The following is an 18,474-nucleotide window of genomic DNA, read 5'->3' as shown; positions in this document are numbered from 1 at the left end:
TCCTTAGAACAAGGTATCACAGGGAACCACTTGTCTAAACAAATAGTGGCTGAACCGTACAAAAACAGACACGAGATGCACCATTCACGCATGAGTGTAAGCGGATACAGCGACAGAATTATTCGATTGTATTCATCCCCATGAAACCTTTCTACGGTTCATCCGTAAACCATATCTACTGTTTTTTTCAGCCTAGGAGGGACAAGATGATATCTCGCCCCAACTCTTTCATGGGTACGTGTTGGCTTGCTATTCTAATTGCCTGCTTGTGCTTATTTCCTGGCAGCTCTATCTCTGCCGAAATGACTGCTTCGGATGCGCCAGCCTCCTATACGAGCCTTCATAAAGGCGTGTTTCATCTGGTCAGCTATCGACCGCTTCCATCTGTAAAGTTTTTTGCACAGAAACAACATGCGTATCTCATTCCTGTCAAACCTCAGCATACGCTTTATTTGCTGCTTGCACTCATCGTCAGCTTTTTGTTCATTGTCCAAACCAGATTAATATGGATCATTCTCATGCCGATCAAGTACGGGTCGAAATTTGTGGACAGTCTCCTCAAAGGAACTCACAGCCAATCCTGAGAGGAGAATGAGAGATCATGAGATATACGAAAAAAGAAATGGCGATGATTCAAGGAACCATCAGAGATATCAAAGTCTTTTCCGCATGCCTGCTTGTCGTGGTCATGGGCTTGTTCGCTCTGAAATACTATATCGGATAGAGTAAATGGCCCTGTCGCTCCTCCCTTTTCTCTTTGGAAAGGGAGGATTTTACTTGTTTGATGTGTCTCCGTCCCAGGACTGATTCTCTCACTTACAGCGTATGTTAAAATGATACAGAAATTGGAAGATCAACCAAAAAGGAGAATATGTTCATGAGACAAATCGGAGGATACGGATTAATCGGCATTGGCGCGATTTTTGTAATGACAACCTATTTGAACATACCGCTTGCAATCGACAAGCTATGGCCATTCTTTCTGCTCATACCCGCAATCTTATTTCATGTTTTCTTCTTCATGAATCCGCGGCCTCAGCGTGCAGGGCTGTTAGTTCCAGGCGGAATTTTGCTTGTCTATGCTCCTCTTTTCTTTTTCAGTCAGATCTTTTTGGATGGCGATATGAGTACGGTTTGGCCGTTCTTCCTGCTAGGTCCTGCTCTTGGACTTACGGAACTGTACATTTTTGGCGGGCGGAAAACCGGCCTGCTGATCCCGATTGGAGTATTGACAGCAGTAGCTCTTGTGTTTCTCGTAGCGAATCTAATGTCCAGTCAAGTAGGGGGAATCCTCGGATTGCTCTTGATCGTCTTGGGGGGTTATTTAGTATCACGCAAGAAAAGAGATGATTTTTCGCTTTAAAATAACAGACAAAGACCAGTCCTGCACATGTGATATGTGTTGAACTGGTCTTTGTCTTTACAAATGCGCACTGAAATGATCTGGAATGTACTCGATACGGGAGTGGGCCATAATCGTCAATTGCCCGGATGCGGCATCGTAGGTAACAGGGCCGTCCTTGACGTAAAACCAGATTTTTATCGTAGGCTGTCCGTCTTTCTCCTGGAACAAAAACACGTTCAGCTCATCTTTCCACTTCATGATTTCCTCTACACGTGCCCGCTCTGAAATGTTCAGGCGAAAGCGAACTCTCTCTCCAGCCGGCTCAAGCACATAAGCTACAGCCTCTTTTCCCGTATCAATAAAGGTTCTGCCTCCGACAGCATGCTTTACCAATAATGTTTCTTTCATGTCTTGTCCCCTCCTTTACGGCAAATCAATCAGCATAAAAAAGGCTTCTTCCTCTGCTGCAATCGTCAGGCTCGCCTCTTCCTCAATGCGCGCTGTATCCCTCGTAGACAGCGTTTTATCGTTCACAGAGAGCTTCCCTTCCATTACAAACAGGAATACCCTTCGACCGGCTTCTTGGGTAAAATGCAGCTCCTTTGCCTGTTCGAGCTTGCTCAAATAAATCGTCATATCCTGATGAATAGACGCGACCTGCTCTCCACCCTCTGGAGAAACGACTGGCAGTAACCGATTCAGCATGCCTTGTGCATCGTAGCGCGATGTTTCAAAAGACGGCGTCAAGCCTCGTTCGGATGGCATAAACCAAAGCTGCAAAAAGTTTAGCTCCTCTGTTTCCGAAGCATTGTACTCAGCATGAATGATTCCACTCCCTGCGCTCATTCGCTGCACTTCTCCAGCAGATGTCACCTCGACATTGCCCAAATTGTCTTCGTGTTTGATCTGCCCGCGTAGAACGATAGTAACAATCTCCATGTCACTGTGGGGATGCGGACCAAAACCTTTGCCGCCCGCTACTTCATCGTCATTGCATACACGCATGACTCCAAAACCTGTGTTGTTCTCGTCGAAATACTCCCCAAAAGAAAAACTGAGATGACTGCGCAGCCACCCAATATCGACTGAATATCTCAAATTTGAAGGATATACTTGAATCATACCCATCTCCCTTTCTTTTCACTCTCTCTAGTCTACGAGTTTTTTCTCCAATCTTCAATTCATTCTCCATGATAAATAAAACTCAGTCAAAAACAAGAAAATAAAAGAATACCCGACAAACACTAAATTAAATATTCCCTTGCAGGAATATTCCCTTAATGGTATATTGTAATTACAGAGGATAGCAACCCACATTGAAGGGGGACTGCTAGAGTAAACATGGCCTCATCTAAGGAAGAACACCTTGAAAGCAAGCTACTGCATGCCCTCTCAGAACCTAACCGGCTTCGTATCGTAGAACAGCTTCGAGAAGGTCCGCTTACTGTGGGGGAACTCACCGATCGGCTGCAACTTCGCCAACCCCAAGTATCTAAGCATCTTCGCATTCTCTATGAGAGCGGAGTCGTCGAGGTGCATGCACAGGCTAACCGCCGGTTTTACAAGCTCCGCCCCGATCCTTTTCAAGATCTCTACGCATGGCTGGAGAGATACCGCTCCATTTGGGAAGAAAAATTCGACCGTTTGGACAGTTATCTGCAAAAATTACAAAACAAAAACTCACATTTGGAGGATGAATAATGGCAGAGAGCAAAATTTTGAACAACGCAATCGCAAAAGTAGCGGGTCGGGAATTGACAGTGACTCGCGTATTTCAAGCCCCACGGGAGATCGTCTACCAAACGTGGACGGACCCACGGCACTTGTCACACTGGTGGGGACCGGAAGGCTTTACGATCACTATCCACGAAATGGACGTGAGACCAGGCGGAGTATGGAGCTACGTCATGCACGGACCGGATGGAACCGACTATATCAACCGAATTCAGTACATCGAAATTGTTCGTCCCGAGCGATTGGTTTATTCCCACGGGGACGATGAGCAGGACGAGCGCTTCCGTGTAACGGTGACGATGGAGGATAAGGGCAGCGCCACCGAACTAACCATGCGGATGGTATTCCCAACCGTCGAGGAATTGGAAGAAACCGTCAATAAATATGGAGCGATCGAAGGCGCCAAGTCGACTTTGGGCCGCCTGGCAGAAGAGCTGGACGCTGTAAAAACAACCAATTTGGAAATTACGCGGACGTTCCATGCACCGCGCGATCTAGTATTCAAGGCATGGACCGACCCGGAGCATCTAAAGCATTGGTGGGGTCCAACAGGCTTCGACATCCACATCGCCACATTCGATTTACAACCGGGCGGCCTCTTTCATTACAGCATGCAGAACGCGGACGGCCACCAGATGTGGGGAAAATTTGTTTTTCGCGAAGTGTCAGGACCAAATAAGCTCGTCTTCGTGAATTCCTTCTCTGATGTAGAAGGGAATACCGTTCGGGCACCATTCAGCGAGCTCTATCCCTTGGAAATCCTGAATATCGTGACCTTCACAGAGCAGGACGGCCAGACGACCCTGACTTTGCAAGGCGGACCTATTCACGCCTCTGAGGAAGAGGTTCAATTCTTCTATTCCATGCATCCTTCCATGCAGCAAGGCTTTGGCGGTACCTTCGACCAACTGGACGAATACTTGGCGAAGCTGTAGCATTGTATGGCAAAAGCCGGGAAACGCGGGCGTATCCACCTGTGTTCCCGGCTTTTTGGTCTGCCTTAAAAACCTAAGCGCCTCTTCAGTTCCTTCACTACATTGCGACTGACAGGAACCTCTGTTTTTCGATTGTCCTGCATGACCAAATGAATCGAGCCCTTGAACCAGGGAACCAGCTCTGCTGTTCGCGAGAGATTGACGATATAGGCCCGATGTGTCCGGAAAAATTGCCGGGGAGACAGCCTGCTCTCCAGTTCTTGCAAAGAAAATGAGGTAGCAAATTGCTCGCATCCAGTATAAATGCTGGCGTAACGGCCCTCTAAGGTAGCAAACACGATCTCGTTCGGATCGATGAGCATGATCTTGCCGTTCTTCTCCACGGGAACACGACGCGGCTGCTGATCGCTCAGCACGCTCATCAGCAAGGTTTGCAGTCTCTCTTCTAGCTGTGGGGTCTCGATCGCGTGCAGCGCATGTGAGGTACGGAGCAATTTTCGTACCCGATTCATCGTTTTCGCAAGCCTGGTTTCACTAAATGGCTTGACGATGTAATCGACTGCTTCTGTCTCAAATGCACGGACAGCATGAATTTCATAGGCGCTGGCAAAAATGATGACCGGTGGCTTTACCATCGACTCCAGCAGCTCTTGACCTACATCAACACCGTCCCGATCCTGCAGGTGGATATCTAAAAAGACAGCGTCTGGCCCGAGCTGAACGATCGTCTCAATCGCCTCTTCTCCACTGCTAGCTTCACCAACTACAGACACCTCGGGAAACTGCTCGAGTAAATACCGCAGCTCTTCTCTGGCAGGTGCTTCATCATCCACGATGAATACTTTTAGCACTCACATTCACCCCCACCGGTAATTGTATCGTGCAGGTCGTCCCTTGACCGGGCTCGCTATCTATGGCGATCCCATACGGTTCCCCATAGATAGATAACAGTCGGCTCCGCACGTTCGTAAGTCCTATACCGGACAGTCGCCGCTTGCCATCTTTTTGCGCCGCGGAGGGGAGGAACGGGTCCTGATCCATGCCCACACCGTCATCCGCTACGGTCAGCTCCAATGCTTGTCTGTCGATACGTCGTGCTCTGATCATCACCGTGCCCCCTTCCCGTTTGGGCAACAGCCCGTGCTTGACCGCATTTTCTACAAGCGGCTGCAAAATCAGACCCGGTACAGTAACACGCTCCACACCTGGCTCAATGTCATACGCCACGTGCAGCTTGTCACCAAAACGGGCACGCTCAATCGCCAGGTACGCCTCGATATGCTCCAGTTCACCAGCCAGGCTGACATATCCTCCTGAATCGTGTAAATTGCGCCGGAAATACTCACCCAGATGAATCAGCAGCTCACGGGCCTGTTCAGGACGAAAGCGAATAAAGGAAACAATGGTATTGAGCGCATTAAACAAAAAATGCGGGTTAATTTGAGCATGCAGCGCTTTGATCTCCGCATCAGCCAAAAGGCGTGACTGCTTTTCCAGCTCAGCCAGCTCCAATTGCGTAGAAATCAAGTTCCCCAAGCCTCGGACCAGCTCCAAATCGACTGCTGAAAGCCTCCGCGAACGATCCTGGTACAATTTCAATACGCCAGCCACTTCCTGCCTTCGCATCAAAGGCACCAATATTGCGTAACGCAGCAAGCAGTTCGGTTCCCGGCAGCCGATCTCCTCTTTCGTTCGAGCGATCATCAGTTCCTTGGTAAGGATGACCTCTTGTGTTGCCTTTGTCGTAATTCCTTCTCCTACCACGTGGTGAGACGAGCCGGCCCCTACGTGTGCGAGCACTGATCTCGTATCTGTAATCGCAACCGCTGCCACTCGGGTCGTACGCAAAATTTCCTCGGCTACCTTTTGCGCGGAATCATACGTCAAGCCTTGGCGTAGATACGAAAGCGTCTTGTCCGCTACTTGCATCGTCCGTTGTGCCTGAAGCGCACCGATTCGGTCTTCCTCTTTTTTCACTAAATCAATAATGATGATCAGGATGGCGACGCCCAATGAGTTTACGACAGACATCGGTACGCTGATCGACTTCACGAGGGCCAGCGCCTCTGCATAGGGCCTTGCTACCAGCAAAATAATCCCCATTTGCATCCATTCCGCGATAAAGCCGACAACAAGTGCCGTCGTCCAACCAATTTCCTGGTTGTGATTACGTCGAAACTGGTAGATCAATCCTGCGATCAAGCCTTCACTGATGGTGGAAATCGCACATGCCAAATCGGTAAATCCGCCAAGCGTATAGCGATGAAGACCTGCAAGCAAGCCAGTTAACAGCCCTACCCAAGGTCCGGCAAGGAGTCCAACCACTACGGTACCAATTACCCGAGAGTTGGCAATGGCATCCTGATACCAGATTCCGTTATACGTTCCTAATATAGAAATGGCAGAAAAAATCAGTACCATGACTGCTTTCTCCCGCCATGTAGCCTGTTGGTTCAATATACTGCGGAATGCTCGCACACGGGTAAACAGCAGTGCGGCAACAATTAAGACAGCTGTCCGCTCAGCCAAAGGCACCATCAAAGCCAGATTCATTTATTCATCCCCCCACCTGCCAACTCTTCCCCCATTATCTACAGCAGGTCGATGGACGGTCAAGAAAATTGTCTGACAAGACTGAATACAAATAAAAAACCATCCCCAGCGTGTGTTACACCGCTCTGAGGATGGTTTTCCCTACTGGGAGGAATCGAGTCTACAGGTTGCCCCGTCTCTCCTGTTCCCGCTCCAACGCTTCGAAAAGTGCTTTGAAATTGCCATTGCCAAAGCCACGTGCGCCTTTGCGCTGAATGATTTCGATAAACAAAGTAGGTCGGTCCACAATCGGCTTGCTGAAAAGCTGCAGCAAGTATCCTTCATCGTCTCTGTCTACCAGAACACCCAACTTTTTCAGCGCTTCAATATCCTCGTCGATCTCTCCCACACGATCCTTCAGCTCCTCGTAATAGGTATCGGGTACGGAGAGGAAGTCTACACCGTTGGCCTGAAGCTTGGAAACCGTGTCAATAATATCGTTGGTCAAAATCGCGATGTGCTGCACGCCAGGACCTTTGTAAAATTCGAGGAACTCCTGGATTTGTGACTTGCGTCGTCCTTCCGCAGGTTCGTTGATAGGGAATTTGATCCGGCCAGTCCCGCTCTGCATTACCTTGGACATGAGGGCAGAATACTCGGTCGAAATATCATCCTCGCTAAAATTTTGAACGGCTGTAAAGCCCATGACCTTTTGGTAGTATTCGACCCACTCATCCATTACTTCCACGTTGCCGACAATGTGGTCGATACCGACAATTCCCGTGCCCTCTGCTTTTACTGAAGATTGGTACGGGACAAAGCCAGGAAAGAAAGGCCCGGTATAGGTTTTCCGCTCGATAAAGGAGTGAATATTTTCACCGTAAGTGCCAATGATTGCTTTTTTAACCGTCCCATATTGGTCTGTGTATTCTGTAGGCTCCATGATCGGAATCGCTCCACGCGAAACAGCCTCGCGATAAGCCTGTTCACAGTCCTCTACACGAAGCGCTACGTCTTTCACCCCGTCTCCATGCTTTTTCACAAATTCAGCAATGGGACTATCCGGATTGAGCGCTCCGCTAATAACGAAGGTCATATGATTCTGCTTCAGTACATAAGAAACTTTTTCACGAGAGCCCGTCTCCAGGCCTGAATAAGCTACTGCTTCAAAACCAAATGTTTTGATAAAATAATGCATCGTCTGTTTGGCGTTCCCGGTATAAAACTCGAGATAATCCCAGTCTTGAATGGGAAAAAAATCGGTGTTGCTCATTTCTACCCCTCCGTTTTCCTTCTTTTTCAATAAATATGACTCTTTGGCTTATTATGACTGTTTTGCAGATACATTGAGATTACATTGGAAGCGCTTCCTCATGCAAGAACGCGAAATAACGCGAAAACGCTCAGACGCTTTCATTAATTAAAGTACGCAATTGAGCGATCGCTTGGTACAATGAGAGGAACAACGCAAAGGGAAGGGAGTACCGATTTTATGAGCCAATGGAGTGAACAAGCAGCCAAACAATGGGACGAATTTGCGGTAGACTGGCACGCGAAAAGTGATGCCATGTGGGAATCAGGTAGTCGACGCACCATCTTGCCTTTTTTCTTGAACCACGTCTCGGCACAGAATGGACCGGTACTGGATGCCGGCTGTGGTGATGGCTATGCGAGCTGCAAACTTGCTGAACTAGGTTTCACAGTGGAAGGAGTCGACATTGCCGGGGAAATGATTCGCCTCGCAAATGACCGGGCAAAAGCCGCGAAGCGTCATGTGCATTTTCAAACAGGAGACATTAGCAAGCTGCCTTTTTCAGACGAGTTGTTCGCAGGTATCCTCTCTATTAATGTCATTGAATTCACTCCCTCTCCCTTACATGCATTACGAGAGCTGCATCGGGTGCTCGCTCCAGGCGGAGTGCTGGTCTTGGGTATTCTCGGGCCAACCGCTGGACCACGCGCGCACAGCTATCGCAGGCTCTATGAGGAAGCTACCATTCAAAATACGATGATGCCCTGGGAAGCCAAACAGTTGGCCTGCGAAAACGGCTTCTCCTTACTTGCCGAAGAACCCGTTTACAAGGAAGGGATCACCCCGGATATCGCCGGGCGCCTGAGCGTGGAATTGCGGGAGGCCGTCAGCTTTTTGACACTGTTCGCCTTGCAAAAATAAAAGGCATGGTATCCCCCAAAAAAGAGGCTGCTGCTGACATTTGTGCCAACAACAGCCTTCTCTTGTTTCCCGCTCACTTTACGTAGGCAACATTATTATGCTTCATCCACGCAAGCTTACTCGTGATCAACTTCGCAATCGTTGCTTCTTCCATGCCGTACAAGAGATGATATAGCCTTTGGGTCTCTACCAGATCGTTGTACGTGAGATATGGATAGTCTGGCCTGCCAAACGTTCCATTCGGAAAATACGCGTAGTGCAAATCACCGTTGCCCAAAATCCATTTCGATCCCAGGTTCACGACAGCACGGAGCATAAGATCAGCCAAGTCTTTATCTGTCGGATTGCCAAAGTGCAAGTAGCTGCTATAGAGGTAATTGATTTCCGCCAATTGATGATTGAGAGAAACATGCGTCCTTACCTCTTTTTTGATAGGGGAAGCGTAATCCTCTACCAGCCATCCCGTTTGGACACCCTCGATCACATAGTGATTGGAGGCTGCATGGCTTTGGAAAAATACCGCGTATTTCTTCGCCGACTCGCAAAAGGCCTCTTCTTGATACTGCATGCAGCCCCGCAACATCAAATCGGCTGCTCCCGTGTTAAAACGGGTATCGTAGAAGCCCTCTGGAATACCGTAGTCCTCATATAACCACTGTGAACGGGGCAGGGACTTCCAGTATCCCCCTGGCTCTTGCTGGCGCAAGCTGGTTTTCAGCATGACATAGCCCATATCACGAGCTGCCCTGCTTCCACCTGTATATAAAAAGGATCTAAGAACGTAATTTTCAGGGACTCGCCAATAGGAGCTAGGTGTGTAAGGTTCATAGGTTGACGGACTTGTGTAATAATAGCCGTCATACAACCATTTTGCATTTTGGGTCACGTCAAGAGCGAGCCACACCTTTTCCAGAATAGGGTCCCCCCAGGAGACGAGCGGCTCTCTCGATTGCAATGCCCATGCTTCACTTGTATGCCCCGCGCGAATCGGCAGCTTGATTTGCAGAACAAAGCCGCTCGCCGTATTCCTGACTTCTACGGGCAGGGACAGCTCCCTTTTTTCGTCGATGGTCCCTCTCCCCTTGTCCGTGTATACAGTAGGCATTCCCAGCCACATATGCATGTCTGGTGCTTCAATAAAACCGGATACGAGAGGCAGGTCCCGAGCGTCCTTCAGGTTGATGATTTTCCAGTATGGTTGATTTGCTTCTGTATACTCACGATAGCGAAACGTCACGTTCCCTGTGCTGGTAATCGGTACAGTAAAGGTATACGGTTGTTCGTTTTGCTTCCCTTGAACCTGATGCATCCAATACGAATCCCCGTCCCCAAAACGAACCTCCATTTTTTTGTGCACGGCTCCTTTTATGGGCGTGATCGTTTCTTTTTCTTGCGGCTTCGCCCATTGGTTAGATGCTGAATACTCGGGAAAAAAGGTGCATATGGCGATGGCCGTAATCAAAATGAACAGAATGCTTTCTTTTCTGACCATGTCATCCCCCTACTCTTTTGCTGAAAAAATTCTCCTCACTTTTTTGCCTGAATATACACATATTTTGTAAGCTTATGAAAATAATACCATATTATTCAAGTATACTCACACGATAGTCCTACTTTCTGCCAAGTAAAATGAACACAGAGGTTGATTCATTTTTTCGTAATTATCTGATAATTTTATCCTAAGTTGCTATAGCCTGCCTATTGAGGAGGGACACTATGATAAAAAAACATCTATCGAGGCCACTCCAGGCCGTTACAACAGCTCTAGTCGTATCTTTACTTGCAAGCGTTTCTGTGTTGCCTTTGTCTTTTGCTGTCGGGAAAGCATCTGCAAAAGAAACGATGGCAGAGAAACAGTTTGTACCGTACTACGGATATGGCCCCAGCTATGTGCAGCCTGCCAACATCGAAGCCCTTTTCCCCAAGCCTGATGTTTCTTTCGAGACGCCAGCCTTTCAAAAAAACAAGGAAGCATTCACCTCTCAAGAAGAAATGATGGCTTACATAACCGAGCTCGCAGCAAGCAACAAGCAAGTCAAGCTCGTCACGATCGGCACATCGCTGGAGGGGCGTGACATTCCTCTGTTGATTTTTAGCAAAGACCTAAGCAATGTAAAGAAAAACAAGGACAAACCACTTATCTGGCTGCAGGCGCAAATTCATGGCAACGAACCGGCCGCTGGTGAATCGGCTCTCGTGCTCGCTAAATGGTTAAGCGAAGAAAAGCTGGGTGCCGAACTGCTAGACAAGGTGAACATCGCGATCGTGCCTCGAATCAATCCCGATGGGTCATATAGCTTCAAGCGCTACATAGCAACGAATCAGGATGCCAATCGCGATTACATGAAAGTCGAGTATCCGGAAGTCCAGGCCATACACAACGCGATCAATGAGTACGAACCGGATGTCATCCTGGATGCCCACGAGTATGGCGTAAATTACAGTCAGTTCTCCGATGTAGGAACAAAAGGTGCCAATTCGTCTTATGACGTGCTGATCTCCTCTGCCAAAAACCTAAATATCCCCGAGTCGCTGCGCAAAATGTCAGACAATCTGTTGCTTGCAGACGTCCAAAAAGCACTGGATAAGGAAGAGCTGGCTCACCACGCATACTTTACGCTTGCGAAAGGCAAGGACGGGAAAGTAACCGCCACAGAAGGAAGCACGGAAACACGGATTGGACGCAATGCCCTTGGCCTGAAAAATACGCTGACCTTCCTGGTCGAAACACGGGGAATTGGTATCGGCCGGGCTGACTTTGAGCGCCGCGTCTACAGTCAGGTACACGCGCACTCGTCTTTTATCCAGTCGACCGCTGCCCACGCCAGCGAAGTAAAGGCTGCCGTAGCAAAGGCGCGTCAAGAGATCAGCGACAAGGGAAGAAAAGCAAACGACAATGACAAAATCGTGGTCCTCAGTGAAAACAAACGGATTCCGAATCAATCGCTCGTCGTCGTTGATTTGGCAGAGGCAAAAAAGGTATCGGCCCCCATTGATTGGGTAAGCTCGACAGATGCGTATCCTGTAATGGAACGCGAACGTCCGACAGCGTATATCATGCCGCCTGCCTACCATGACATTGCCACTAAACTCCAAAATCTCGGTGTCAAGGTCAGCAAGCTGTCACTGGAAACAACCGTTGCTGTGGAAAGCTACACTGTCGTTGACAACAAAGTAAATCCAACTTATGAAAATGGGCATTTTACCAATCAAGTGACAACCAACGTGTCAGAGAAAACCAAAACATTCCCCGCAGGAAGCTATGTGTACCAGATGGATCAACCCAATGCCAACTTTATCGCACTCACAATGGAGCCTGAATCTGTTGACAGCTACGTCACCTTTAACTTTATAGCTGTAGAAAAAGGCGATGAAGTTCCCGTTTACCGGTATATGCTGGAAAAGGCTCTTCCAACTCGTTCGAAGGAATGAAAATAAAACGTCCCTTTCCTTTAAGACTCAGGAAGGGGACGTTTCGTTTCAACTAAATTGGATAAAGAAGATACTAGGCCAATACTTTTTTCACATCTTTGATACTTGCCTGCAGGAGCCGGTCAACCTCACCCGCTTCATTTACATGGCTCACCAAATTTGCATTCAGCTCGTCCAGCAAGCTTTTCGCTTCGTTTACCTGCTGCGAAACCTCACCCGCAAAGTGCTTTTGCTGCCCAATAATTTGCATAACCCCAGACACTTCTTCATTCACATGATGGAAGGCATGAACGATTCCTTCCATTTTACTCGAAGCATCTTTGCTGATGGAAAGCCCGTCTTTGATGGCGCTGCTGCTTTTTTCGCTATTCGCCAGCGCTTCTTTTGTCTCTTCCTGAATTTTGCCGATCAAATCTGCGATGTCCTTCGTCGAGTTTGCTGTCATTTCTGCCAGCTTGCGTACCTCGTCCGCCACCACGGCAAAACCGCGCCCCTGCTCACCAGCACGCGCTGCTTCAATCGCTGCATTCAATGCCAAAAGATTCGTCTGATTGGCAATATCACTGATTACCTTGACGATACTCGTAATTTCCGAAGAGCGCTCTTCCAATCTGCTCATGGAACGAGACGTGTTGACGAAATCCTGTTCCAGCGTGTTCATGACCTGTACGACCTCATTCATCGCTTTTTTGCCTTCATCAGAGCGTTCAACCGATTGCTGGCAAATTGAGGTCAGACGCTCGCCTCTCTCAAACAGCTGGTTGGCGGATTCATCGTCGCTCTCGTTAATGCGCCGAATCTTTTCTACCACTTGCTTCATTTGTGACGCCAGTTGACCGAGCTCATCGTGCTGTGCGTTCACTTCGTTGTGTGAAGAAATAATAGTCCCCATCTGTTCGTAAATGGCCGATAGCTCCTTTTTCATCTCCCTTTGCGATTCATCTGCTTTATGTACCTGTGCCTCTACTGCTGTCGCTGCTGTTTCTTTGTCCGCAAGTCCCTTGTCCTTTTTCCAGAACATGTTTCACCTTCTCCTTTTGTCCACAGTTAGTCATCACGACGGGAGTACATGCGGGACTCTATAATTCCCGGATGCTGTTTCGCCAGGATCAGCAGATTTTCCAAATAGAGGTAATGCCCTTCCAACAGCTCCACGTCCTTGCGCTCAAATTGCTTGACCTGCAAATACTGCTGCATTTCCAGGGCATATCGCTCCAGTTTATCGTGAAAATCGTTGGCTCGAAGCATCTGCTCCACTTCGGGATACTCTGTTTTCAAACGGCTGATCTCTCCGTATACCTTGCTGCCCTCCAAAATCATCTGATAGGCTGTCCGCTCCATGGATGCAGTCGTTGCGGCTTCTTGCTCCTCACGCTCTGCACGCAATTCAGACAAGTACGTAATGAAATGGTAGACAGTTAAAAAAAGAGGGCCTAAAAATAAAATGATCCCTGCTTTATAGACATGCTGATTGGACAAATTGCTGATGAGCAGGAACAAATGAAACAAGATCGCCCCCAGCCATACGTAAATAATGACCTGGTGATTGATCTTCCCTGCCTTTTGTTGGCGGGAAAAGGCAAAGGTAAGCCCAAGCAAATAAAAAGCGAGCAAAGTGAAGCTGGCAGAAAACAAAGCCATCTCCATTTCTTGCAGCCAATTTGCTTCAGCGGGAATCTCGATCAAGAATTCAAAAGCGAGCACCAGCAGTGAGAAAAGCAACCCCATGATCCAAAACCGGCTTACTTCTGAATCATTCCTCCGCCGGGAGCGGTAACGTTGTGCACGGGATCCCTTCATTATCTTCTCACCTCAATCACTATGATTCGCCACGATTCTAGCTTTTCCTTTCATGTTCGGCCAATTTCTGACACGATGGGCTCCCTGCTGGCTTTCTCTTCCTGCCGCATGCGAAAAAACCCACTTACCTCCACAAAGGCGGCATGGGCTTTCCAATGTTTCAATTCGTTATCTCCCTCGGCGAGAATGATTGTCAACTACAGTCAATGAGCCATTTTTAATATAACGCAATATTTTTGATACGGAAATACCCGTCGCGTTGGCAATTTGCATGGCGTTTGAATTCGGGTAGCTTCTCACATAGTTCCGAATCATCCGGTAGTCATCCATATCGTTCTGCCCGCATACTTTGCAACTGTGCTCCCCAGGGTCTAAAATGTTGCCGCATGTAAAGCATTTATCTGTCATCGCTGGTTCTCCTCGTACCCTGTACTTTGTTGTCTTTTGCACGCAGGGTTCTATCTACCTATATATTACCCACAATGTGTGGGGAGGAAAACACTATTTCACGGGAGACAACCCTTTTTGGAGCAGGATCAGGGCAAAACCGATCAGAAACAGGCCCACCACGATATTAAGCCTCTGTAGCCACTTCGGTACAAAAAAGCGTGATAAATACGCTCCAAGAATAGCGACCAGACCAAGGAAGAAAAGAGTCGAAAGCAGACATCCGCCAGCAAAGAAAAATAGTTGAAGCCCGCCCTGCACACTGTGGGATGCCATCAGCGATCCGAAAACCCCTGACCAGAAGAGGATCGTCAATGGATTGCTCAAGGTCAGCGACAGCCCGTATAAAAAACTGCTCCCCCGTTCCTTCCCATGTTCTGGGGATTCACTTTCTGTCCTCCCCTCTCCTACTTTAGAACGCAAGCTACCCACTCCAAACCAGGCCAGTATAACTGCGCCTCCGATCAACACGAGTTGCTTGACCCAGTGTAGCTGCAAGAGTAGAGACAACCCGCCGATAGCACCAGCCATGTAAAATGCATCCACCAGGGCCACGCTTGCAATCATCCTCCATGCATGCCGAAAACCTCGCGTGATCGACTGCTGCAAAACGGCCAGACAGACGGGGCCAACGGAGAGCTGCAGAAGCATTCCGAACAGCAGACCATCCCATACGGCCATCTTTCTCACATCTCCTCTTTCATGGTAGATAGGGCGATCATCGTGTTGGTCTTGGTGACTCCTTCGATCTGCTTGAGGGTGTCCGATATGAGCCGCTCCAACTCTGCCGTTCCTTTTAGTGCGACCTTGAGCAAGTAATCATAGGAACCAGCGAGATGATGACATTCCAATACACGATCTGTTTGCAAGATCGCCTCTCGAAATCCCGATACATGCTCTGGCCGCTCTAGTTGAACCATAATAAATGCAATCAGATGAAGCCCCAACTGTTCGCGATTGAGCTTGACGGTAAAATGGTCAATAATGCCTGCTTCCTCGAGCTTGCGTATACGTTCCGAGACTGCTGGTACGGATAGATGGACCTTTTTGCTAATATCCGAGCTGGTGATTCGTCCATTCTCTTTCAACAAAAGTAGAATTTGTTCATCTATACGGTCCATGTCATCCCTCCTCCTCTCATTATAGCAGCGAATTCATTTATGAAAGTCGATTATCAAATAATCAAGAATAATGTAAGTTTTTATCGTATTTCACTTTATTATTTTTTGTAAGCAGCCAAAAAAGACTGCCCCGATACGAATGGTATCGAAACAGTCTTCAGTAAGCCCATTTAGTTTTTTAGCCTCTTCCTTTGCCTTTCCCTGTAGACGGTCGAAACGGCTTGCCACCCTGGGCTGGTCGTCCTGCTCCGCCTTTTCCTGCTTTCTTGGCAGTCGGCCCCGCGGTTTTTCCAGCTTTTCGTGCCGCGATGGCTTCTGCCTTTTTGCGGTTTTGCTCGTACTTGGTCTGTAATTCATCTAGCTCACGCGCCAGCTTCTTCTTGTAGCCTGGCTTTACCTTCGCCTTTTTCTTCAAGGCTTCGCGAACCGGAGCGAATTCTTTGTCTTTTTCCTTCTTCTGCTCCTTCTGTTGTTGCGCACGCAATTCGACGTAATGAGCTTCCCGTTCTTCTGCACGCTCGCGACGACCCGCATCCAAATGGCGACCTGCCTGTAAAATGCGCTCTTCGATGGATGCCTTGGTTGCTTTTGCGAAACGACCCATTAAGTTTTTCTGACGAGGAGATATGAGCGAGATCGCTTTTCCCTTTTGTCCAGCACGGCCTGTACGGCCGACACGGTGAATATAGCTTTCTACGTCATTGGGCAGGTCGTAGTTAATGACGTGTGTCACGCCTTCTACGTCGAGGCCACGTGCCGCGATATCCGTTGCAATCAAATATTGGAAGCGAATGTCGCGGAATTGCTTCATCAATTGCTCCCGCTTGTTTTGTGACAAATCCCCGTACAGTGCTTGCGCTGCGAGTCCATTTTCCTGCAGACGCGCTGTCAACTGCTGCACACGCACCTGCGTATTAGCAAACACGATCGTCAAGAACGGCTGTTCCTGCTCCAGTACGTCCACAAGAGCGTCAGTCTTGTCGCTTTGATTCACGACGTAGTAGAATTGCTCAATTTTCTCAACCGTTTTTTGTTTGCCCTCAATTTTGATGTGTGGCGGCTGCTTCATGAAGCGATGCGCCAGCTTTTTCACCAGATCAGGCATGGTTGCCGAGAACAGCAGCACTTGGCGCTGGGATGGCGTGTGGACGATGACCTGCTCCACATCTTCCAGGAACCCCATCTCCATCATCTTGTCTGCTTCGTCCAGTACGAGTGTGGAAATGCGTCCAAAATGAAGCGAGCCCCGCTTCATATGATCCAATACACGGCCTGGAGTTCCTACGACTACGTGTACCGTTTCTTTCAGTTTGTTCAGCTGTCTGTCAATGTCCGTACCACCGTGCAGAGAAAGTACATTTACATTCAAATGCTTCCCCAGCTTCTCTACTTCTTTTGCAATTTGAATCGACAATTCGCGTGTTGGCGTGAGGATCAACGCCTGAATATCTCGTTTGCCCGCTTCTATTCCATTGAGGATCGGCAGCATGAATGCCGCTGTTTTTCCCGTACCCGTCTGGGCTTGTCCGATGACATCTTTTCCATCTAAAATCAGTGGAATTGCTTCCTCCTGAATCGGCGTTGGTTCTTTATAGTACAGGTCTTGAATCCCTTGCATCAGCTCCGGTCGAAAGCCAAAAGACGCAAACGATTTTGCCATGGTGTCCACTTCCTTTCACAAGCGGTCCGATTCGCCACACCAAAGACTGCATGGACAGTGGGTGCGAAAAAACCGGCTACCGTCAATCATAATCATCCCTAGGCAGACTTTTGTCCACTCGGATTCCTATCCTACCTATACTAAATGAGTCGTTGCAAAAAAACAACTAAACCCTCCCATATCCGAAGAACAAAGAGGGTTTAATTTGTCTACGAATCCAACAGCGCGTTGATCGTTTCTCGATCAAGCTTTTTGATGACCGCAGTCAGCAAATCAGCAGCCTGCTCAAAATCTCTTTTTGCCATGATCGAATTGTGGCTGTGAATGTAGCGTGTTGCAAATCCGACGACGAGTGACGGGCAGCCGATATCATTCGTATGAAATTTAGCAGCGTCTGTACCGCCGCCAGCCAGTGCATCCACCTGTATGTTGATTCCGAGTTCCTCAGCCGTATCCATTACCAGATCACGTAATCCGGTATGAGGAATCATCGTGGCGTCAAACAGCATGACGAGCGGTCCGTCCCCTACGTTACAGGTCATCGGATACGCTTCATTTCCGGGGGTATCGTACGCTATGCCAACATCAAGCGCAAACGCAATGTCGGGCTCAATGAGCTTCGCCACAGTACCAGCACCTCGTGACCCCACTTCCTCTTGAACGGTTGCGCCAGCGTAAACGACATTCGGATGTTCGACGCTTGTAAGGCGCTTCAGCACTTCGATGGCGAGCGCACAACCCGCCCGATTATCCAGAGCTTTTGCTACCCAGAGCTCGCCGTCACGCATGGTCGTAAAATCGCTGGCCGGGACTACCCAATCACCCGGGCGTACTCCCATCGCTTTCGCTTCTTCTTCATTTTTCGCTCCGATATCAATATAGAGTTCTTTGAGCTTCATCACTTTTTCGCGCTCTTCTTTTTCCAATGCATGCGGCGGCTTTGATCCAATAATCCCCAGATACTCTCCTTTGCGTGTTTTCACTTTCACGCGTTGAGAAAGCACATTGTGCGGCCACCACCCGCCGAGCTGGATGAAACGCAAAAACCCTTTCGACGTAATGTGCGTGATCATGAAGCCAATTTCATCCAAATGTCCAGCCAAAAGTATCTTTGGGCCGCCCTCCAGTCCTGTTTTTTTTCCCAATACACCCCCGAGCCGATCCTTCAACAGCGTTTCGCTCAGCGGCTGTAAAAATTCCTCCATCTTGATCCGCACTTCTCTCTCATGTCCGGGAACCCCATCTACTTCCGTCAATTCCTTGATCATTAATGTAATATCGTCCATCCTCAGTCT

At 48.5% G+C, this 18,474-nt stretch carries 20 protein-coding genes; 7 read left to right on the top strand and 13 right to left on the bottom strand.

What is annotated here, in order from left to right; all coding sequences use genetic code 11:
* Positions 1-206: 206 nt before the first annotated feature.
* The 3 genes from ACIFQN_RS31095 (at position 207) to ACIFQN_RS31085 (ending at position 1,363) form a co-directional block, all read left to right on the top strand.
* Complete coding sequence (locus ACIFQN_RS31095) at positions 207-584, top strand: hypothetical protein (RefSeq protein ID WP_429836924.1); 378 nt, start codon at positions 207-209, stop codon at positions 582-584.
* Positions 585-601: 17 nt separating this feature from the next.
* Positions 602-724: a hypothetical protein gene (locus tag ACIFQN_RS31090; protein ID WP_429836923.1), complete on the top strand. Its 123-nt coding sequence runs from the start codon at positions 602-604 to the stop codon at positions 722-724.
* Positions 725-877: 153 nt separating this feature from the next.
* A complete protein-coding gene (locus ACIFQN_RS31085; protein ID WP_429836922.1) occupies positions 878-1,363 on the top strand; it encodes an LPXTG cell wall anchor domain-containing protein in 486 nt (161 codons plus the stop codon).
* 57 nt (positions 1,364-1,420) lie between these two features.
* Here ACIFQN_RS31085 and ACIFQN_RS31080 read toward each other — a convergent pair whose 3' ends face one another.
* On the bottom strand, positions 1,421-1,753 hold the full coding sequence (locus tag ACIFQN_RS31080; RefSeq protein ID WP_429836921.1) for a hypothetical protein: 333 nt from the start codon (positions 1,751-1,753) through the stop codon (positions 1,421-1,423).
* 15 nt (positions 1,754-1,768) lie between these two features.
* A complete protein-coding gene (locus ACIFQN_RS31075; RefSeq protein ID WP_429836920.1) occupies positions 1,769-2,467 on the bottom strand; it encodes a pirin family protein in 699 nt (232 codons plus the stop codon).
* A gap of 219 nt (positions 2,468-2,686) precedes the next feature.
* Between ACIFQN_RS31075 and ACIFQN_RS31070 the strand changes: the two genes are divergently transcribed.
* Positions 2,687-3,046, top strand: coding sequence for an ArsR/SmtB family transcription factor (locus tag ACIFQN_RS31070; RefSeq protein ID WP_429836919.1), 360 nt, complete (start codon positions 2,687-2,689; stop codon positions 3,044-3,046).
* Positions 3,046-4,014 carry an SRPBCC family protein gene (locus ACIFQN_RS31065; protein ID WP_429836918.1) on the top strand — a complete coding sequence of 323 codons (969 nt, stop codon included), beginning with the start codon at positions 3,046-3,048 and terminating at the stop codon, positions 4,012-4,014. Before ACIFQN_RS31070 ends, ACIFQN_RS31065 begins: the two co-directional genes overlap by 1 nt.
* 65 nt (positions 4,015-4,079) lie before the next feature.
* Here the strand turns inward: ACIFQN_RS31065 and ACIFQN_RS31060 are convergent, their stop codons facing one another.
* The 3 genes from ACIFQN_RS31060 to hppD form a co-directional block, all read right to left on the bottom strand.
* Positions 4,080-4,865, bottom strand: a complete 786-nt coding sequence (locus tag ACIFQN_RS31060) for a LytR/AlgR family response regulator transcription factor (protein WP_429836917.1) — start codon at positions 4,863-4,865, stop codon at positions 4,080-4,082.
* Positions 4,840-6,567, bottom strand: coding sequence for a LytS/YhcK type 5TM receptor domain-containing protein (locus ACIFQN_RS31055; protein ID WP_429836916.1), 1,728 nt, complete (start codon positions 6,565-6,567; stop codon positions 4,840-4,842). Before ACIFQN_RS31055 ends, ACIFQN_RS31060 begins: the two co-directional genes overlap by 26 nt.
* A 160-nt stretch (positions 6,568-6,727) precedes the next feature.
* Entirely contained in the window at positions 6,728-7,819 is a 1,092-nt protein-coding gene (gene hppD, locus ACIFQN_RS31050; RefSeq protein ID WP_429836915.1) for a 4-hydroxyphenylpyruvate dioxygenase, read from the bottom strand.
* Positions 7,820-8,038: 219 nt separating this feature from the next.
* On the opposite strand from hppD, the gene ACIFQN_RS31045 reads away from it, so the two are divergent.
* Positions 8,039-8,719, top strand: coding sequence for a class I SAM-dependent methyltransferase (locus tag ACIFQN_RS31045; protein WP_429836914.1), 681 nt, complete (start codon positions 8,039-8,041; stop codon positions 8,717-8,719).
* A 73-nt stretch (positions 8,720-8,792) separates the two neighbouring features.
* Here the strand turns inward: ACIFQN_RS31045 and ACIFQN_RS31040 are convergent, their stop codons facing one another.
* Positions 8,793-10,211: a hypothetical protein gene (locus tag ACIFQN_RS31040; RefSeq protein WP_429836913.1), complete on the bottom strand. Its 1,419-nt coding sequence runs from the start codon at positions 10,209-10,211 to the stop codon at positions 8,793-8,795.
* Between the two features lie 224 nt (positions 10,212-10,435).
* Between ACIFQN_RS31040 and ACIFQN_RS31035 the strand changes: the two genes are divergently transcribed.
* Positions 10,436-12,151 (top strand): M14 family metallopeptidase, encoded by a 1,716-nt coding sequence (locus tag ACIFQN_RS31035; protein ID WP_429836912.1) that lies wholly within the window; start codon positions 10,436-10,438, stop codon positions 12,149-12,151.
* A 73-nt stretch (positions 12,152-12,224) separates the two neighbouring features.
* On the opposite strand, the gene ACIFQN_RS31030 is transcribed toward ACIFQN_RS31035, so the two are convergent.
* From ACIFQN_RS31030 to ACIFQN_RS31000, 7 genes are all read right to left on the bottom strand, one after another.
* Positions 12,225-13,172: a methyl-accepting chemotaxis protein gene (locus ACIFQN_RS31030; RefSeq protein ID WP_429836911.1), complete on the bottom strand. Its 948-nt coding sequence runs from the start codon at positions 13,170-13,172 to the stop codon at positions 12,225-12,227.
* A 26-nt stretch (positions 13,173-13,198) separates the two neighbouring features.
* Complete coding sequence (locus tag ACIFQN_RS31025; RefSeq protein WP_429836910.1) at positions 13,199-13,951, bottom strand: hypothetical protein; 753 nt, start codon at positions 13,949-13,951, stop codon at positions 13,199-13,201.
* A gap of 168 nt (positions 13,952-14,119) precedes the next feature.
* Positions 14,120-14,359, bottom strand: a complete 240-nt coding sequence (locus tag ACIFQN_RS31020) for a hypothetical protein (RefSeq protein WP_429836909.1) — start codon at positions 14,357-14,359, stop codon at positions 14,120-14,122.
* 93 nt (positions 14,360-14,452) lie between these two features.
* Positions 14,453-15,079: a LysE/ArgO family amino acid transporter gene (locus ACIFQN_RS31015; protein WP_429836908.1), complete on the bottom strand. Its 627-nt coding sequence runs from the start codon at positions 15,077-15,079 to the stop codon at positions 14,453-14,455.
* 5 nt (positions 15,080-15,084) lie between these two features.
* Positions 15,085-15,519, bottom strand: a complete 435-nt coding sequence (locus tag ACIFQN_RS31010) for an Lrp/AsnC family transcriptional regulator (protein ID WP_429836907.1) — start codon at positions 15,517-15,519, stop codon at positions 15,085-15,087.
* 178 nt (positions 15,520-15,697) lie between these two features.
* Positions 15,698-17,179, bottom strand: a complete 1,482-nt coding sequence (locus tag ACIFQN_RS31005) for a DEAD/DEAH box helicase (RefSeq protein ID WP_429836906.1) — start codon at positions 17,177-17,179, stop codon at positions 15,698-15,700.
* Between the two features lie 209 nt (positions 17,180-17,388).
* Positions 17,389-18,465, bottom strand: coding sequence for a M42 family metallopeptidase (locus ACIFQN_RS31000; protein ID WP_429836905.1), 1,077 nt, complete (start codon positions 18,463-18,465; stop codon positions 17,389-17,391).
* Positions 18,466-18,474: the final 9 nt, after the last annotated feature.

The sequence above is a fragment of the Brevibacillus sp. NRS-1366 genome, assembly GCF_050467985.1.
The sequence above is the reverse complement of the archived record's forward strand: the minus strand, read 5'-3'. Positions and strand labels throughout refer to the sequence as shown.

Bases quoted from the DNA above. Each gene is read 5' to 3' on its own strand.
- ACIFQN_RS31075 (WP_429836920.1), bottom strand. From the start codon at position 2,467: ATGATTCAAGTATATCCTTCAAATTTGAGATATTCAGTCGATATTGGG.
- hppD (WP_429836915.1), bottom strand. From the start codon at position 7,819: ATGAGCAACACCGATTTTTTTCCCATTCAAGACTGGGATTATCTCGAG.
- ACIFQN_RS31055 (WP_429836916.1), bottom strand. From the start codon at position 6,567: ATGAATCTGGCTTTGATGGTGCCTTTGGCTGAGCGGACAGCTGTCTTA.
- ACIFQN_RS31045 (WP_429836914.1), top strand. From the start codon at position 8,039: ATGAGCCAATGGAGTGAACAAGCAGCCAAACAATGGGACGAATTTGCG.
- ACIFQN_RS31025 (WP_429836910.1), bottom strand. From the start codon at position 13,951: ATGAAGGGATCCCGTGCACAACGTTACCGCTCCCGGCGGAGGAATGAT.
- ACIFQN_RS31035 (WP_429836912.1), top strand. From the start codon at position 10,436: ATGATAAAAAAACATCTATCGAGGCCACTCCAGGCCGTTACAACAGCT.
- ACIFQN_RS31065 (WP_429836918.1), top strand. From the start codon at position 3,046: ATGGCAGAGAGCAAAATTTTGAACAACGCAATCGCAAAAGTAGCGGGT.
- ACIFQN_RS31015 (WP_429836908.1), bottom strand. From the start codon at position 15,079: ATGGCCGTATGGGATGGTCTGCTGTTCGGAATGCTTCTGCAGCTCTCC.
- ACIFQN_RS31010 (WP_429836907.1), bottom strand. From the start codon at position 15,519: ATGGACCGTATAGATGAACAAATTCTACTTTTGTTGAAAGAGAATGGA.
- ACIFQN_RS31040 (WP_429836913.1), bottom strand. From the start codon at position 10,211: ATGGTCAGAAAAGAAAGCATTCTGTTCATTTTGATTACGGCCATCGCC.
- ACIFQN_RS31000 (WP_429836905.1), bottom strand. From the start codon at position 18,465: ATGGACGATATTACATTAATGATCAAGGAATTGACGGAAGTAGATGGG.
- ACIFQN_RS31005 (WP_429836906.1), bottom strand. From the start codon at position 17,179: ATGGCAAAATCGTTTGCGTCTTTTGGCTTTCGACCGGAGCTGATGCAA.
- ACIFQN_RS31090 (WP_429836923.1), top strand. From the start codon at position 602: ATGAGATATACGAAAAAAGAAATGGCGATGATTCAAGGAACCATCAGA.
- ACIFQN_RS31085 (WP_429836922.1), top strand. From the start codon at position 878: ATGAGACAAATCGGAGGATACGGATTAATCGGCATTGGCGCGATTTTT.
- ACIFQN_RS31095 (WP_429836924.1), top strand. From the start codon at position 207: ATGATATCTCGCCCCAACTCTTTCATGGGTACGTGTTGGCTTGCTATT.
- ACIFQN_RS31020 (WP_429836909.1), bottom strand. From the start codon at position 14,359: ATGACAGATAAATGCTTTACATGCGGCAACATTTTAGACCCTGGGGAG.
- ACIFQN_RS31030 (WP_429836911.1), bottom strand. From the start codon at position 13,172: ATGTTCTGGAAAAAGGACAAGGGACTTGCGGACAAAGAAACAGCAGCG.
- ACIFQN_RS31080 (WP_429836921.1), bottom strand. From the start codon at position 1,753: ATGAAAGAAACATTATTGGTAAAGCATGCTGTCGGAGGCAGAACCTTT.
- ACIFQN_RS31070 (WP_429836919.1), top strand. From the start codon at position 2,687: ATGGCCTCATCTAAGGAAGAACACCTTGAAAGCAAGCTACTGCATGCC.